This is a genomic window from Enterococcus sp. DIV1767 (assembly GCF_050542585.1).
GTDB classification, from domain to species: domain Bacteria; phylum Bacillota; class Bacilli; order Lactobacillales; family Enterococcaceae; genus Enterococcus_D; species Enterococcus_D innesii.
On record NZ_CP172936.1, the window covers coordinates 3,244,113 to 3,259,725 of the forward strand.

At 37.5% G+C, this 15,613-nt stretch carries 15 protein-coding genes; 5 read left to right on the forward strand and 10 right to left on the reverse strand.

What is annotated here, in order from left to right; all coding sequences use genetic code 11:
- Positions 1-115: 115 nt before the first annotated feature.
- A complete protein-coding gene (alsS, locus tag IGI78_RS15385) occupies positions 116-1,792 on the reverse strand; it encodes an acetolactate synthase AlsS (RefSeq protein ID WP_077454089.1) in 1,677 nt (558 codons plus the stop codon).
- Positions 1,793-2,032: 240 nt separating this feature from the next.
- Here alsS and IGI78_RS15390 point away from each other — a divergent pair, with 240 nt between their 5' ends.
- The 5 genes from IGI78_RS15390 to IGI78_RS15410 all read left to right on the forward strand — a co-directional run bounded on the left by IGI78_RS15390 (position 2,033) and on the right by IGI78_RS15410 (position 5,949).
- Entirely contained in the window at positions 2,033-2,401 is a 369-nt protein-coding gene (locus IGI78_RS15390; RefSeq protein ID WP_077454088.1) for a winged helix-turn-helix transcriptional regulator, read from the forward strand.
- Positions 2,383-3,084 carry an endonuclease III domain-containing protein gene (locus IGI78_RS15395; protein ID WP_077454087.1) on the forward strand — a complete coding sequence of 234 codons (702 nt, stop codon included), beginning with the start codon at positions 2,383-2,385 and terminating at the stop codon, positions 3,082-3,084. The genes IGI78_RS15390 and IGI78_RS15395 overlap by 19 nt, the downstream gene beginning before the upstream one ends.
- 91 nt (positions 3,085-3,175) lie before the next feature.
- Entirely contained in the window at positions 3,176-3,706 is a 531-nt protein-coding gene (locus tag IGI78_RS15400) for a YbhB/YbcL family Raf kinase inhibitor-like protein (protein ID WP_077454086.1), read from the forward strand.
- A gap of 26 nt (positions 3,707-3,732) precedes the next feature.
- Complete coding sequence (locus IGI78_RS15405) at positions 3,733-4,821, forward strand: L-dopachrome tautomerase-related protein (RefSeq protein WP_195266286.1); 1,089 nt, start codon at positions 3,733-3,735, stop codon at positions 4,819-4,821.
- Between the two features lie 75 nt (positions 4,822-4,896).
- Positions 4,897-5,949: a zinc-binding alcohol dehydrogenase family protein gene (locus IGI78_RS15410; RefSeq protein ID WP_077454084.1), complete on the forward strand. Its 1,053-nt coding sequence runs from the start codon at positions 4,897-4,899 to the stop codon at positions 5,947-5,949.
- A gap of 481 nt (positions 5,950-6,430) precedes the next feature.
- On the opposite strand, the gene IGI78_RS15415 is transcribed toward IGI78_RS15410, so the two are convergent.
- From IGI78_RS15415 to IGI78_RS15455, 9 genes are all read right to left on the reverse strand, one after another.
- Complete coding sequence (locus IGI78_RS15415) at positions 6,431-6,637, reverse strand: hypothetical protein (RefSeq protein ID WP_077454083.1); 207 nt, start codon at positions 6,635-6,637, stop codon at positions 6,431-6,433.
- 141 nt (positions 6,638-6,778) lie between these two features.
- Positions 6,779-7,240 carry a helix-turn-helix domain-containing protein gene (locus IGI78_RS15420; RefSeq protein ID WP_077454082.1) on the reverse strand — a complete coding sequence of 154 codons (462 nt, stop codon included), beginning with the start codon at positions 7,238-7,240 and terminating at the stop codon, positions 6,779-6,781.
- 309 nt (positions 7,241-7,549) lie between these two features.
- Positions 7,550-10,111: a cation-translocating P-type ATPase gene (locus tag IGI78_RS15425; RefSeq protein WP_195266287.1), complete on the reverse strand. Its 2,562-nt coding sequence runs from the start codon at positions 10,109-10,111 to the stop codon at positions 7,550-7,552.
- Positions 10,112-10,367: 256 nt separating this feature from the next.
- The gene (locus IGI78_RS15430) at positions 10,368-11,066 is read right to left on the reverse strand and encodes a B3/B4 domain-containing protein (RefSeq protein ID WP_195266444.1); all 699 of its coding nucleotides are present in this window, start codon (positions 11,064-11,066) and stop codon (positions 10,368-10,370) included.
- Positions 11,067-11,264: 198 nt separating this feature from the next.
- Positions 11,265-11,717, reverse strand: coding sequence for a MarR family winged helix-turn-helix transcriptional regulator (locus IGI78_RS15435; RefSeq protein ID WP_195266288.1), 453 nt, complete (start codon positions 11,715-11,717; stop codon positions 11,265-11,267).
- Positions 11,718-11,968: 251 nt separating this feature from the next.
- Entirely contained in the window at positions 11,969-12,136 is a 168-nt protein-coding gene (locus IGI78_RS15440) for a hypothetical protein (protein ID WP_233619230.1), read from the reverse strand.
- 62 nt (positions 12,137-12,198) lie between these two features.
- Complete coding sequence (locus IGI78_RS15445; RefSeq protein ID WP_081119384.1) at positions 12,199-13,359, reverse strand: hypothetical protein; 1,161 nt, start codon at positions 13,357-13,359, stop codon at positions 12,199-12,201.
- Entirely contained in the window at positions 13,356-14,033 is a 678-nt protein-coding gene (locus IGI78_RS15450; protein WP_081119385.1) for an ATP-binding cassette domain-containing protein, read from the reverse strand. Before IGI78_RS15450 ends, IGI78_RS15445 begins: the two co-directional genes overlap by 4 nt.
- A 624-nt stretch (positions 14,034-14,657) precedes the next feature.
- Positions 14,658-15,518, reverse strand: a complete 861-nt coding sequence (locus tag IGI78_RS15455; RefSeq protein ID WP_195266289.1) for an AraC family transcriptional regulator — start codon at positions 15,516-15,518, stop codon at positions 14,658-14,660.
- Between the last annotated feature and the right edge of the window lie 95 nt (positions 15,519-15,613).

The window sequence follows — 15,613 nt, forward strand, 5'->3', positions numbered from 1 at the left end:
CATATTTTTAGTCAGGCACTGTTTTTATTGCAAAAAAATTTTCTTTTCTTTAGCTTAGCAAAGGTGGATTGCCATTCTTTTCTAGGACATGTTTTGTGGTCCGTAGTAAAAAGATTCAGTACTTTTTAAACGGTTCTTTGTCTCGTAAATGAAGATTCTCATGATTGTCTTCGATCATTTCAATCACTCTTGGTTCACTCGTAGCGTATGCTTCCTTCAACGCAGCGTCTAAAGCTTCTTTGGAACGTACACGGACTGCTTTAATACCGTAGCTTTCAGCCATTTCTTTATACCCAATATAATCGATATCGACCCCTTCTTTTTGTCCGTTATAGTCTAGTTCTTGTTGGAATTCAACCATGTTGTATTCTTTATCCACCCAGATTACTTGCACAATATTCAAATTGTAATGGACTACTGTAGCTAATTCTTGTGAGGAAAACATAAAGCTGCCATCCCCACCTGAAGACAAAATCTTTTCCTCAGGACGCAACAATGCTGCTGAAATCGCCCAAGGAAGACCGACGCCTAAGGTTTGTTCCCCATCAGACATTAAGAAATGTTTTGGCCGATACACCTTTAGGTACGAACCCAACCACACTTCATGACTTCCTCCATCCATAACAACGGTCGTATTTGGATGAGCATCAATTATTTTTTGCAAAGAATCAACAATTTCCAATGGATGTAGTGCATCCTCAGTTGTTTGGCTGGGTACTTTTTTCTTCGCTGTCAATTTTTCTTGCAAGTCATGGACAACCATTTTCCACTCATCCGTAATGGCTTGATCCGTTATGCTATTGGTAATATTTTTTAGATTTTTTGCGATATTGCCTAAGAGTATGGTGTCAGGGAGATAAGTTTCATCTAAATGATCCACTACAGTATCAATATCAATAATGCGCTTGTTATCGCTATTCCAAACAGAAGCCCAGTATTCAACCAAATTTAATCCCAATGTAATCACTAAATCACTGTTAAAAACTAGTTCATCCCCAGGCAGGTTATTAAACAGCCCCACTCGACCCACATAGTTTTGAGAAAACTCGTCCGTCAATAGACCTGTAGCTTCGAACGTCTCCACGACCGGAATTCCCGTTTTTTTAACGAACGCTTGAATGGCAGCCGCCGCATTATCGTCGGCTGCCCGAGCACCAACGATAATAACTGGGCGTTTGGCCGCTTTGATTTTTTCAACTGCACTAAGAATGGCAGTTTCGTCACTGATCGTATTGTCCAATTGATTCACTAAGGTCGAAAAAGCCAAACCAGATTTAGTGGTCTCTGCTAACAGAATATTACCTGGAATATCCATAAAAACGGCCCCGGGATTGCCATTGATACTTGAGACATACGCATTCGCTACTTCATCTGCAAGAGCATCGGTATGCTGAATTTCCTTGGCATATTTAGTAATCGTTGAATCATTCATTACGCCAGAAATATTAGGATTTTGAGGATACGGTGTTACTAACTTCGCTTGTGGAACTTGTCCGGCAATAGCCAATACCGGGTCACCATCAGAAGTCGCCGTAGCTAAAGGTGTGACCAAATTCAAAGCCCCCGGTCCTGACGTAGTCATCACTACACCAGGTTTACCAGTCATGCGCCCAATTCCTTGTGCCATGAAACCCGCATTTTGTTCATGTCTTACCGTAACAACTTTAATCTCTTCACGTTTCTTCAAAGCCATTAATAGCGGACCCAACTTGCCGCCTGGCAATTGAAAGACATATTCCACGCCATTTTTAATCAATGTATCTATAATCAAGTCTGCACCGTTCTTATTCATAATAAATCTCTCCTAAATGTTTTTTGCAAGTTGTTTATTAGGATTACTTGAGATAGCTGTAAAGGTAATAAATTTGCTTACTCGTGTACTATAGATTCAAAAGAAAGAATTGTACATTAGGGAATTTTTTTATACGTCTATTTCTTATTGCCTTCTTACGATTAGGAGATGAATTGTTTTACAAATAGTAAGTAAATCCTTATGATACTCTCAGACATACGGAAAAGGAGACAACGGAAGATGACAAGAAAAATATACAATTGCGAAAATGGCTGCGCGGTCGAATCGACTTTACAAATGATTTCAGGTCGTTGGAAAAGCGTTATCTTATATCATTTGATGTTTGATGGGTCGCTTCGCTATAACGAACTACAAAAGCTGATTCCCGGCATCACTAGAAGAATGGTCTCTTTGCAGTTGAAAGATTTAGAAAAGGATGGATTGATCTATCGTAAGGTCGTTCAGGAAAAACCATTACAGGTTGTGTATGGAATGACCGATTATGGCTACTCTTTAAAAGAGATCATTGAATTATTGTATCGCTGGGGCGAAGATTTTAATCACAAAAACGCGGGATTACTTGAAGAAGAATGTTTAACTTGCAATTGATCGCGACTGCTAGTAAAAATGAGGTTTTTAACGTGAAAAAGATTGAAAATATTGAAGAATTATATGAAGCATTAAGCACATCAATGGAACATTCAACGTGGTGGGATACAGAAAATCCATGGGAAATCGTTGTCGGATCAATTTTGGTTCAAAATACCAATTGGAAAAATGCGGCCTATTCCTTAGCAAACATCAGAAGAGAGATTGGATTTTCTCCGAAAAGATTGGCAGAAATTGATCAGTTCCTTCTTCAGGATCTGATTCGGCCCAGTGGTTTCTACAAAAATAAATCCCGCGCGATAAAAGAAATCTTTTCTTGGTTTCAGCGCTACAACTATGATATCGGTATTATACAGAAAAAAGAACAGGCTGAGTTACGAAAAGAGTTGCTAGCTATCTATGGTGTTGGCTATGAAACGGCAGATGTACTAATGGTTTTTGTGTTTAATAAGGTCGTGTTTATCGCTGATAAATACGCACAACGAATTTTTAGTCGCTTAGGCCTAAATGAGCCGCTTACTTACCTCACTCTTCAAAATATGATCGAATTACCGGATACATTTACCAATGAACAAGCACAAAATTTTCATGGTTGGCTAGTTGATTACGGTCAAGTCCATTTGAGATCGGATAAAGACTGGCAAGCAGGCTTCTTAAGTCAGTTTACACTCGTTCACCTCTAATTGTGGTATAAAAAAATTCCCTAATTTACATTTCATTGACCGAGGATTACGCTGTCCTTGTTACAAAAACACGTTTCAAGGAGGAGATAGTATGAACGATCCATTTTTAGGATTACAAGACGTGCCAGCGTTTCACGTGACCAGTAAGGACATTGTTGACGGGAAACTTATGGATAAGAAATTTATGTCTGGCGATTTTGGGATTGAGGATGGACAAGACATTTCACCAGAGCTTCATTGGACCGGTGCACCAAGCAATACGAAAAGCTATGCGGTTACCTTATACGACCCTGATGCACCAACTGGATCCGGATTCTGGCATTGGGCAGTCATGAATATCCCCGCTTCTGTAGAGGAATTATCACAAGGAGCCGGCAGTAGCGATAACGCAAAGCTGCCACAAGGAGCCGTTCAATTACCAAATGATGCCCGCATGAAAAAATATATTGGTGCTGCACCGCCCAAAGGTCATGGTGTTCATCACTACTTCTTAACGGTTTGGGCATTGGCTATTGAGAAAGTTGAAATTCCTGAGGATTCTACCCCAGCCTTTTTCATTTTTAATACCTTTGGACATGTCCTAGCTCGTGGTGTTGTGAACTTTGAAGTCGAAGTGAAATAGGGAAAGCTCAGAGAGGAAGATACGTAATGAATGCTGCAAAAGAAAACTATTTTGGCAAACTAGAACAAGTCCATGAATTTTATGATGCGATGCCTACCGGTGTTAGCTTATCGGAAACCGGGAGAATCTTTATTAATTTTCCTGAATGGGGAGACCAAGTAACCGCGACAGTCGTTGAACGAGTAGACGGCAAATTAATTCCTTATCCTAGCCAAGAAGCGAATACATTTGATCCTCAAAATCCGGAAAACGGATTTCTAAGTGTACAAAGTATCGTTGCTGATGGTGCTGGTACTTTGTGGGTATTGGATACCGCTGCACCCAAATTCACCGTTCCTGTTAAGGGTGGTGCAAAACTGGTTGCTGTGGATTTAAGTACCAATCAAATTCGCAAAGTCTATACTTTTTCATCAGATGTCGTCCTAGACTCTACGTATTTGAATGATGTTCGAATTGATTTACGCCGCGGTTCTGAAGGGGTAGCCTATATAACCGATTCTTCTATTACCGGTCCTGGTGCGTTGATCGTACTCGATTTAGGTACTGGCGATGCGTTCCGTATTTTAGATGGCGCCCCCTCCACCGCGGTTGATCCAGCCTTCATTCCTAAAGTTGAAGGCGAGATTTTGTTAAATCGCTCGGCTGATGGAACAACTTCGCCTTGGCAAGTGGCAGCTGACGGCCTAGCGATTTCTCCCGATGGAAAAACCTTGTTTTTTAGTCCTTTATCCAGTCGACATTTATACTCAATTGAAACTGATAAAATTTTCAACAAAGAAATTGACGATCATGCGTTAGAAGCACATGTTAAAGATTGGGGCGAAAAAGGCGCCTCCGATGGCATGATTACGGCAGAAGATGGAACGATCTATGCTGGCGACTATGAAAACAACAGCATTCGTGTGATTCACACGGATGGTACAATGGAGACTTTGGCTCACGATCCGCGTATTTTATGGCCAGATACTTTATCTATTGGACCAGATCAATACTTATATTTTAACGCCAACCAGCTGCAACGGCAGGCTAGTTTTCACAAAGGAGAAGACCTGAGAGAGAAGCCTTACAGTCTGTTCCGCATTTTTATCGGAAAAAATCCTGCGAAAGCAAACTAACCGGTCTTGATCCAAATGGAGGGCAATACGTAAAAGAACTAATGCGATTTTCTATCCAGAAAAGGAGGAATTAAGATGTCAGAACAGAAAACGATGAATGTAATAGGCTTTTTCGAAGGCCTGCCAATTGAAGCTACGCATAGTTTTATTGACCAAAAAGAAGGAATCCCTGTTCCAGGTCCTCGTGATTTATTAGTAAAAATCAAAGCCGTTTCGGTCAATCCAGTCGACACCAAATTACGGCAAACGACTCGCAAGCGAAATGCCCTGCGTATCTTAGGTTTTGATGCGGTCGGAGAAGTGGTCGCTGTCGGAAAAGATGTCATAAAATTTACTGTTGGTGATCGGGTCTTTTATGCAGGAACCACCACTCGATCAGGAAGCAATCAAGAATATCAAGCAGTCGATGAACGGATCGTTGCCCTAGCCCCTAAAAATTTAACAGATGAAGAGGCTGCTGCATTCCCATTGACTGCATTAACCGCTTATGAATTGCTGTTTGAAAAATTCGGCTTGACTCCTAAAGAAAACGCCAATCAAGGGAAAAGTATTCTCGTTATCAATGGTGCGGGTGGCGTCGGATCGATACTGAATCAGTTGGCTCATTGGGCAGGTCTAGAAGTGTATGCTACCGCTAGTTCAAAAAATTTTGACTGGCTTAAAAAAACCGGGGTTGACCACCCTTTAGACTACCATCACGACCTAAGGGACAGCTTTCGAGAATTAGGCGTTCCGAATGTCGATTATATCGCTGTCTTGTTTGACATCACCCAATACTTTGATCAAATCAGCCATTTGGTAAAACCTTATGGTCATGTGGGCACGATCGTTGGCATTCACGAGCCCCTTGATTTAAGTGTATGGAAAAACCTTTCTGTTAGCTTTGATTGGGAGTATATGTTTGCTAAAACAGACCACGACTATCAAATCGAGACACAAGGACAAGCGCTAAAAGTGATTGCTGATTTAGCAAATGAAGGGACACTAAAAACAACCTTAAGCAAAGTCTATTCGGATGGAATCAACGCGGTAAATTTGAAGCGTGCAACGAGAGATGTCGAAAGTGGCCATATGTTGGGAAAAGTCGTCGTAAGTGGTCCTTTTAATGGAAACCTTACAGGGAATTAATCGCCCGAGCCATTTAATGAATGCTCCCTTCAACAGAATTCATCATATATTCTAATACACTATCACTGATTTTTCGTAACAGCCGGATTCTCAAAGAATGATTTGTAGATGAAAAAAGCATTCAGAAAACAATGGGTATCTGGATGCTTCATTCATCAATATAATAATCTAATGGATAACATAGTTAAAACTGAAATCAAGGTAAATCCATATTCGTTTTTCATAAAATCATCATCCATTCATAACTTAAAAAATAGTCATTCTTAGTAAGTGTTTATTTTCAAGAAAATTCATTCTCTTTACTTAGTAAGATAGAAAAAGACAACAACCATTATGACAACAAGTACCCAAAAATACCATTTTTCAGAGTTTTTTTTCTTCATATCTATTCTCCCTTTCTATTCATCTCAATTTTGAAAAAAACATAATAAGCAAAATATCGCCTTCTTGAAGGGCAATCGCTATCTGACTCCCTATCCGATTAATTCTCGGTTAACTCATCCCTAAATTTCAGGAATAGGTCTTTCGCTTGTCCTGTACTCATGTTTGTCAGGACTTTAATTTTCTTGACCATGCCAATATCATTTTCGTTTTTTGAAAGCATTTGTCGCGCCATTTCTTCTTTGATCTCTGCTTCTTCTTCCTTCGTTAAATTTCTGACTTCTTTCTTTTTACCAAATAATCCCATCCTGTTCTCCCCTTCTTATAAAATTTATGCGCTTTTCACACTAGCCAGACTGAGCATTCTTTTTATCTAAAATGCGTTTTTCTATCCATCACTTGATTCCTATACTCTAATCTACCATTTCTGTCGAAACCGAGGAAATGGTTAGTTCTCTTTTTTATTTTTAGGGAAGATATAAAAATAAAACACGGAGCCAATGATGATCGCTGGCGGCACCGAGATGCTCAATAATTTTAAAGCAGTGTTTAAAAGTACACCAAATTTTTCTTGAATAGAAAGATTCATAATCGTGCTGAAGTCTTGATTGAACGAAGTAACGATCATCGTGGCAAAAAAGATCAAGCAAAAACTAATCACCCCATACTTGATACTTACTTTTAAATCATCATTGTCTTTCTTAGTTTCTTCCAAAAGTAATATTTCTAATGAGATATCTAATTCTTCGGCTATTTTGATCATATTTTTTTTGCTAGGGTACGTAGCACCTAGCTCCCATTTAGAGATCGTCTTATCACTTACTTCTAATAATTCTGCTAGCATACTTTGTGTTAGCTTGTTTTTTTCTCTATATTCTTTCAGCTTCATTGCTAATATTGTTTCCTTCATTTCAACAACTCCTCATCGATTTCTATCTTTCATTTTGACATAAAACCTACCATTTAACAGGAATTCTTGAAAAAGAGAGTAGAATAGAGGGGATTTTTTTAGCTACTTCTGGTGATTTGCCTGAAACATACTACCGAATCCTTCCTTACAACAATAGTTGCTGTGCATTCTGATATCTTCTAAATAATGTCAAACCAGAAATTATAAGCATCTGTAAATAATTAAAGGAGGAGCAAAAAATTTCCGGTTTTTGCCCCCTCATTTCTCAAGAAAATTTGATAATAGAATATTTTCTATCTATCATTCTTATTAGAAGAAACCAAAGTATTTTTTCACTTCAATATACACTAAAGGAAAAATGGATAAGCCGATTACCCATAGCCAGTCAACTGCACGAAGAGAGACAAAGCCAAAACTGGTTTGCGTGAATGGAATCGTTACTAACAAGATAATGATCAATGCACCTATGAAGGTTGTCATTACTAACAACGGATTGCTCAAAAAACGCAGCTTCAGAATAGATTCTTTACTTCTACAATTAAACATATGCACAATAGTTGATAATCCCAATACAATAAATGTCATTGTCTGCGAAACCTCTATCGATTCTAGACGTCCAATTAGAATCGCGCCTAATGTGACGCCTGTAAAAACAATTGAAATTTCTACAATTTTTACCAATAATCCTTGCGCAAAAATGCTCGTGTATTTAGCGATCGGGGCTTCCATCATTGCTTTTTTATCGACTGGTTCAATACTAAGACTCATTCCTGGGATTCCATCTGCAACTACTTTTATGATTAACAATTGAACCGCTGTAACAGGTGCTCCCCACCCAACGAGCAAGGAAATTAAAACGATCGTCAGTGCAGAAATATTGCAACCAAGCATCGCGTATAATGATTTTCTGATATTGCTGTATACCCGTCGTCCTTCTTCAACCGCCTGAACAATCGTCGCAAAATTATCGTCTACTAAAACCATATCAGAAGCTTCCTTTGCTACTTCTGTGCCACCTCCCATTGCGATCCCTACATCAGCTGCTTTTAATGCAGGTGCATCATTGACACCATCGCCAGTCATAGCGACAATCTCATCGTTTTTTTGGAATGCTTTTACGATTCGAATTTTATCTTCTGGGGAAGTACGAGCAAAGACTCGATAGTCATCAATCACACGAGCTAATTTTTCATCGCTCATTTCATGTAAATCCGCTCCGGTCATTGCTTTTTTCCCATCGGTGAGAATTCCTACATCCTCTGCGATTTTCTTTGCTGTCAGTAAGTGGTCCCCTGTGATCATTACGGTTTGAATCCCTGCTTGTTTTGCAATAGAAACAGCCGTATAGCTTTCGGGCCGAGCTGGGTCGATAATCCCAACAAATCCTGCAAATTCTAACTGACTTTCAAGAATTTCTTCAGTAAAACGTGTAGGTTTTTCATCGTATCTTTTATAAGCAACGCCCAAAACACGATAGGCTTGGTTGGCCAACTCATCATGCTTACTCAAGTAGGCAGGGTTGTTCGCATCAATGAGATCCAAGCGATCAAAAGCCCCTTTTGTGACAGAAACATACTGGTTGTTTACTTTATATAAGACAGTCATTCTTTTTCGTTTTGAATCAAAGGGAACTTCATGAATCTGTTTAAAACTTGACGTAAATTTTTCTAGTTCCTCTTTAGTGAAGAGCGATGCCAGTTTTTTTCTGATCCCCAACTCTGTTGGATTACTAGTTACTGTTGTATTTTCTTCCATCGAACTAGCAATATAGAAGAGAAATAAGAGATTTTTTCCCTTCTCTTCTGTTATTTCTAAGCAGGAAGTCAGTCTATCCTTCATCATAATAACTTCTTTCACGATCATCTTATTTTCCGTAATCGTTCCAGTTTTGTCTGAGCAGATGATTGAAACACCCCCAACGGTTTCTACTGTTGAAGGAGTCCTAACGATGGTTTTCTTCAGTGCCATATTCCTCATCCCAACAGCTAGAGAGATTGTTACTACGACTGGCAAAACCTCTGGAATAGCAGCAACAGCCATTGATATTGCAGTCATGATACTGGTCTCTAAAGACAATCCTTTGCTGATTCCTATAGCAATCGCTAGAAAGCCAGAGAGAATAGCGATTAGGCCTAGAACTTTCCCCAGTTTTTGCATTTTTATTTGTAAAGGTGCTATGGTTGTTTCTTCCTTGCTTAATAAGCTCGATATTTTACCAATTTCCGTATTCATTCCTGTCTTTTCAACTCGAACGTTTGCTTTTCCTGTGACTACCAATGAGCCAGAAAAAACCCAGTCTTTTCTGTCCCCTAAAGAATCTTCCCTAGAAGAAATATAGGTGGGATCTTTTTCACTTGGTTCACTTTCACCAGTTAGAAACGATTCATCAACAAAGAAATTACTACTAGTTAAAAGCTTAGCATCTGCTGGAATACGGTCCCCTAATGCCAACTGAACAATATCACCAGGAACAATGTTCAAACTTTCAATCTCTTTTAACGCCCCATCTCTGAATACTTTACTTACGGGAACACTCATCTTATTTAATTCACTCATTGATTTTTCCGCATGTTTTTGCTGTCGAATCGACAAATATAGATTAAGAATGACAATTGAAAAGATGACTATTGGTTCCGTAAAATCATCAGGATGATTTTGAAAAGCAACATAACTAGATAAGAGCGTTGCAACGATTAAAATCAAGATGGTAATATCCTTCATCGACTCTTTCAAATAGTCATAAAAATGCTTCTCATCTTTGCTTTCTATGGAATTAAACCCATATTTTTCTAGCCTCATTTCTGCTTCTTTACTGGAAAGTCCCGACTGGTTAGGACTCTTTCCGTTTTCTTTCAATTGTTCTTTTACCATCTGCCTATACCTCCTAAAACAAAAAAGAAGTCAGACAAACTAACCATAAAAGCCTAAGGTTAGTTTTTCTGACTTCAATAAGATTTATTCCGGCGAACAAATCTAATGTCATTATTTAAATTCCACCTAATTATTGCACATCCGAATATTTGGGTCAAGATTTTCACGATGACCGATCAATCAAAATGAGAGAATCGTATGCAAAATCGAGAAAAAGTACGTGTACATCCTGATCCTAAAGATAAGAAGCACGCCTCTACAAAATGATTTCAGGATTTTCTTTACTTAGCACATAATCATTACCTGTTACGTTAAAATATTCTTGAATCAACAGACTTAACTCTTTGATTGCTTCATTCGCCCGAGCCCGTTGCGTTTCATTGATCGACTCAATGAATAAAACAGCATGGGTGGTCTCTTCTGTTAACATCGTACGTTGGGCTTCCCGCCAATTTAAGCATCGACAGATTGCACCTTTCTCATCATAGTAAATGACTTCCTTTTCCAAAGCTGGGGAATCAGTATCTGCACCTAAAGGGAAGAAGGATTCGCCACCTTTTGCAACGCCTAAATGAAGGTCGCCAACGATTGTATCGAGATCTTCTCCGCCTAAAGGGACGCCATATTTCAAGGAAATACTATTATAGATATCTACTAAGGGATTGATGGGAGAAAATTTTCTGTCTTGATTCACCCGTTTCAACAGTGCTTCGATGGAAGAGCGTACCCCTTTTTTCGTTTTAAATTGCTGAAAAGCACTTCGCCATTCTTGGATCACTTGGTTTTCACTGAAGGTGTCGGTCGTTAAGTAGCGCTTTGCTTGTTCTTTACTACTTTTTAGCAAGTCAGTAAAAAACGTTTCGTGTGCAGCATCGGCAACATTGTTTATATTTTTTACAACAAGGCAGTTGATTTGTGCTTCTGGAAATAGTGCCCAAAATTCTTGATCGATCATTATTTTCTTCACTTTCTCTACACTCCTATTTAGTTTATTTGAACAAATTCATGTCCTTTATTTTTCAGGCTCTCTGTTTTTTCAGGAGCCAGCCGAGCTATATCCTTTTTAACAAAATATCAGCTACCTGTGCTTCCTCCCCTAGGTAGCATGAATGTACATTCAATCAGATCCAATCTCCCCAGCGGCGTTATTCGTTTAATAGTCTCTTTTGATCCCATTCTTGACGTTGACCCAATCAACTTCTACCGAAGATTTTATTTTTGCCAGCATTTCCGCAAGATTTTTTCTTTCTAAAGCAGATAACTGTTGAATCGCTACTTTATTTGAATAGTTATTTTCTCTTATGATTAATTGAACCGCCTGTTTTCCTTTGGCGGTTGTGTACAAGTGTTTGATTTTTTTATTTTCTTTGTCCGGCTCTTTTAGAATAAACCCATTTTCCTCTAACTTTTTTACCGCCCGGGACAAAGTCGTGCGATCAACTTTGATCAGTTCGGCTAGTCGTTCAGGAATAATTCCTTCATTTTCAAATATACGAACTAAGTAAATGTATTGTCCTTTACTGAGTTGAACCTCTTTAAATTCAATATTAGCAATGGATTCCAACATTCTACTGATTGAACCTATCTCACGAAGTATATCCTCCACGAACTATCCCCTCCCTATCTAGGACTATAATAGCCCACCATTGTTGCATATGCAACAATAATGGGCTTGATTTACTTTTTTACTCACTCTTAGAAAATGGGTGCATGGCATAAGCTTGTTGTTTCTGTTCTCAAAAAAAGCAGGAGAATACCGAGAAAAACTTCTCTGTACTCTCCTTTTACAATCATTCCAAGTAGAAATACTATTCGAATTTCTCCTAATTTCAAAACCAAATTCATGAAGGTGATTGCTTAGACCAACAGGGAAAGCAAGGAGATTCGGCGTCCGACTGGTTCAATTTGCCAGCCCCATTCTGTCATCGGTAAGTAGGGATTTTTCACCCCTGTCGCAATGTTGCCACTGACTTTTTCTAAAAACTTTGACAAATGAACACAACGAGTCATAAAAAATAAAAACATGTTATTAATAAAAAAGAGAAAAAGAGTGTTTTCTCTTTTCCTCTTCCTATTCTACATAGTATTTAGTATAAGTTCTTTTCTTTAATAAGATACTTCGAAAGTAAGAAAAGAGCTATAGACAAGATAACTAAATAAAGCGATCCCACAATCCAAGTAGTATCATTCATAAAACCTTTCGATTGTGATATTACTGAAAATGAATCTAAATAGCTTAGTGGAATATATTGAATATACTCTTTTACCAAAGGATGATCTTGAATCAATGAAAATCCGTAGTAAACAAGTACACTACTACCTATTACAATAATGTTCTTTTTTATCAATATTCCCAATGCTATTAGCAACATTGATATAAAAGCAAATACAACTAGACTATAGGTGATGTAAGAAAGCAAAAATAAAGAAACAGGAGTAATGGATAGATTATTAGGATCATTTCCAATAACTATTGGCGAAAGTGGTGAGCCAAATCCATTCATCAACCCTTGGATAATAAAGTTCATCAATGATAAACCTATAACTATACTAAACATACCCATCAATGAAACAACAAATTTCGATAAAAGAATATTTGCTTTCTTTTTGACCGTTAATGAATAAAGAAACCGACTTTTGTTTTCATAATCTCCGCTAGTTAAATCCCCAAAAAACACTAAAAGTAATAAAATGAAAATAACCGAAGACAAAAAGCTACTAGTTATTTCTCCTAAAGAACTCCAAGCTTTCACTGGAATATCCAGATCAGTATCTACTTCTATCTGATTATCGAAAATATATTGCAATTTCATTATTCTAGGCTTGGACGAAACGTTCATAGGGTCTACGTCGGGATGCTGATAGCCATCATCCATTTCATCTGTAAACTCTAAAATTGTTTTTTCTAAGGACCAATATTGATTCATATTTGATTGCTCTAATGCTGTTCTTTGCTGATAGATAATATTTAATATTTTATCAGTTTTCTCAATATACTCGCTAAGAAACTTTTTGTCTTCTTCGTCAATGCCTGAGTCTTCCATCTCAAGCTTTGCATTATCTTGTTCAGAAGAAATCATAGAAATACGATCCTCTAACTCAGGTAGTGTAGTATCAATAAAGCGATTGCTTAATTGATTGGTTGAGTATAACTGTACTCCAATTAGTAATACTGCAAATACGAGCATTGCTTGATTTTTTTTATTATTTATGAGTTTTAAAAATTCCAAGTAAATAATTTTTTTCATATAGCTTCACCAATATTAAAAACATGTTGTTCTAGATACTCTATAGAAATCTCTTCTTTACTATACTCGACGATTTTTTGATGAGTAAAAATCAAAATTTTGTCAGAGAGCTCAGTGACATCTATTAATTGGTGAGACGAGAAAAAGATAAGTTTATTTCCTTTTAGTTTATTCAATAACCGAATGGTTAATTTCCGATTTTTTGGATCTAATCCATTAAGAACTTCATCCAGTAACAAAATATCTGTGTCGAGACTTAGTGTCATTATCAATAAAAGCAATTGTCTCATCCCTAAAGAATACTTCTTTACTTTTTTCTTTAAAGCATCTGAAAAAGAAAAATAGGCGACATACTCTTTTACTAATTCTGGATTAAGATTGGGAAGAGCTTCTAAATGCTGTTTCCCCGTCAATTCTTGACTCAAAATTTTTTCATCTAAGAAAAAGGAAACTTTGCCTACTGCATCTGCTGTACTATTGATAGTCTGATCAAACACTCTGATTTCTCCCGTAGTCGCTTTGAAAATACCAGAAAGCAACGAGAGAAATGTAGTTTTTCCTACCCCATTTGGGCCAATACAACCGATAAGCGAATGCTTTTCAAATGTTAAATTGCAATTATGAAAAATCGTGGTACTACCAAATTGTTTACTCATGTCTCTAATCTCAATCATTGTTGTATCACTCCTAAAACTGGCTATTAAGAAAGGAAGGGGTGTCTTTTAAACGTTTATTTATCTATAATCGTAGATATAGTTTGTAGTAACAATCGCATGAAGTCCCGAATAGTACTTAGTCTTTTTCTCATCGACAGGGTGACAATATCTTGTATAGCGAATTGTTCTCCAATAATTGGTTGTAGAAGTAATACGTCCCAATATATCTAACACTTGTACTCGACTACTTTTTACAGTTACATCATAGTCGCAGCACTTGCAATGCTAGCTCCCGCAGCGAAAAACAATGAGGCAATAGTTATAACTAAAAAACCAACATTAACAACTTTTTTTATCTTATCCTCCTAGTAAAGCCCTTCCTTTTAATTTAATATATAGTAGGAAAACAAAATTGTCTATATTTTCTAACATTTTTAATTTAAATAAATCGATTCATTAAAATTAAAATCAATTAAATAATTTTAGATTTCAAACACATAGTAGCTACAGTTATTGCCTATGTACCGAGTACTTCCATCACATCTATATATTGACCCTCAAAAAACCAGAATAAGTCATCTGAAAGCCGACTTATTCTGGTTAATGATGATCTTTACTTTATTTTTTCGTTGAAAGAATTGTTTATTTCTCTTTCACTGCAACCCAAATCTCACTGTAACAATTTTCTAGACCTTCATCATAGTTTGTAAAAGAAAGCTCTGGGGCTTGGACCAATTCGTAGTTTGATGAGGGCAGCCATTCAGAATAGATCTTTCCCCAAGTATCTTGTAAAGTCTGAGGAAATGGTCCCTTATTTGGGAAAATCGCCCATTTGTGTTTCGCAATAGGTAGTTGCTCCAAATCATCAAAAAGATTTTCTTGTGTTGTCGCAAAACCGATGAAATGTGTTAGTTCTCCTGTTTCTTCCATCCTTCCTTCATCGAACGCGTAGGAAGCGTTCAACACCTGATTAGGATACATATTCCCTAATTTACGCATTTCTGTTCGTTGCTTTTCCGTCATTGATTGTGCCAGCTCTTGAACCACCTTGTTTGTTCCTTCAAATTGTATGGGAACACGCTTTGAGACACCCACTAAATTGAATGTGGGTTTTTCTTCAATTTTAAAATCCATTGAAACTCCTCCTTTAACATTAATATAAAAGGATAGTGGAGGAAAAGACTTTTGAAACTGATTTTTGATAATCTCGGAAGGCAAGAAGCCTGACCATTCTCGGAATGCTCTTGAAAATCCCTCTACGGACTGGTAGCCGTATTTAAAGGCTACTTCTGTTACGGATTCACCTTTGATTAAATCACTATTAGCCAATGCCAACCGTCGATTTCTAACATATTCTACTAATGAAATCCCAGCAATAAATGAAAACGTACGCTTTAAATGGTATTCAGATAACCCCATCGTTTTAGCAGCCTCTGCCAGTGAAATCTCTTGTGTTAATCGCTCTTCGATATACGTCATCAACCGATTCAACTCTTGAATCATTTCTTCCACCTCACCTATGTACTGATTCTATATAAGATTCCGTTATCGGACTTGATAAATGCTAGACTAATATTATCGGTTTCACCTATTGGAAT

Excerpts from the sequence above, each read along its gene's own strand:
- IGI78_RS15400 (WP_077454086.1), top strand. The coding sequence starts at position 3,176 with ATGAACGATCCATTTTTAGGATTACAAGACGTGCCAGCGTTTCACGTG.
- IGI78_RS15420 (WP_077454082.1), bottom strand. The coding sequence starts at position 7,240 with ATGAAGGAAACAATATTAGCAATGAAGCTGAAAGAATATAGAGAAAAA.
- IGI78_RS15415 (WP_077454083.1), bottom strand. The coding sequence starts at position 6,637 with ATGGGATTATTTGGTAAAAAGAAAGAAGTCAGAAATTTAACGAAGGAA.
- IGI78_RS15395 (WP_077454087.1), top strand. The coding sequence starts at position 2,383 with ATGTTTAACTTGCAATTGATCGCGACTGCTAGTAAAAATGAGGTTTTT.
- IGI78_RS15455 (WP_195266289.1), bottom strand. The coding sequence starts at position 15,518 with ATGATTCAAGAGTTGAATCGGTTGATGACGTATATCGAAGAGCGATTA.
- IGI78_RS15410 (WP_077454084.1), top strand. The coding sequence starts at position 4,897 with ATGTCAGAACAGAAAACGATGAATGTAATAGGCTTTTTCGAAGGCCTG.
- IGI78_RS15440 (WP_233619230.1), bottom strand. The coding sequence starts at position 12,136 with ATGTTTTTATTTTTTATGACTCGTTGTGTTCATTTGTCAAAGTTTTTA.
- IGI78_RS15425 (WP_195266287.1), bottom strand. The coding sequence starts at position 10,111 with ATGGTAAAAGAACAATTGAAAGAAAACGGAAAGAGTCCTAACCAGTCG.
- IGI78_RS15405 (WP_195266286.1), top strand. The coding sequence starts at position 3,733 with ATGAATGCTGCAAAAGAAAACTATTTTGGCAAACTAGAACAAGTCCAT.
- IGI78_RS15430 (WP_195266444.1), bottom strand. The coding sequence starts at position 11,066 with ATGATCGATCAAGAATTTTGGGCACTATTTCCAGAAGCACAAATCAAC.
- alsS (WP_077454089.1), bottom strand. The coding sequence starts at position 1,792 with ATGAATAAGAACGGTGCAGACTTGATTATAGATACATTGATTAAAAAT.
- IGI78_RS15445 (WP_081119384.1), bottom strand. The coding sequence starts at position 13,359 with ATGAAAAAAATTATTTACTTGGAATTTTTAAAACTCATAAATAATAAA.
- IGI78_RS15450 (WP_081119385.1), bottom strand. The coding sequence starts at position 14,033 with ATGATTGAGATTAGAGACATGAGTAAACAATTTGGTAGTACCACGATT.
- IGI78_RS15390 (WP_077454088.1), top strand. The coding sequence starts at position 2,033 with ATGACAAGAAAAATATACAATTGCGAAAATGGCTGCGCGGTCGAATCG.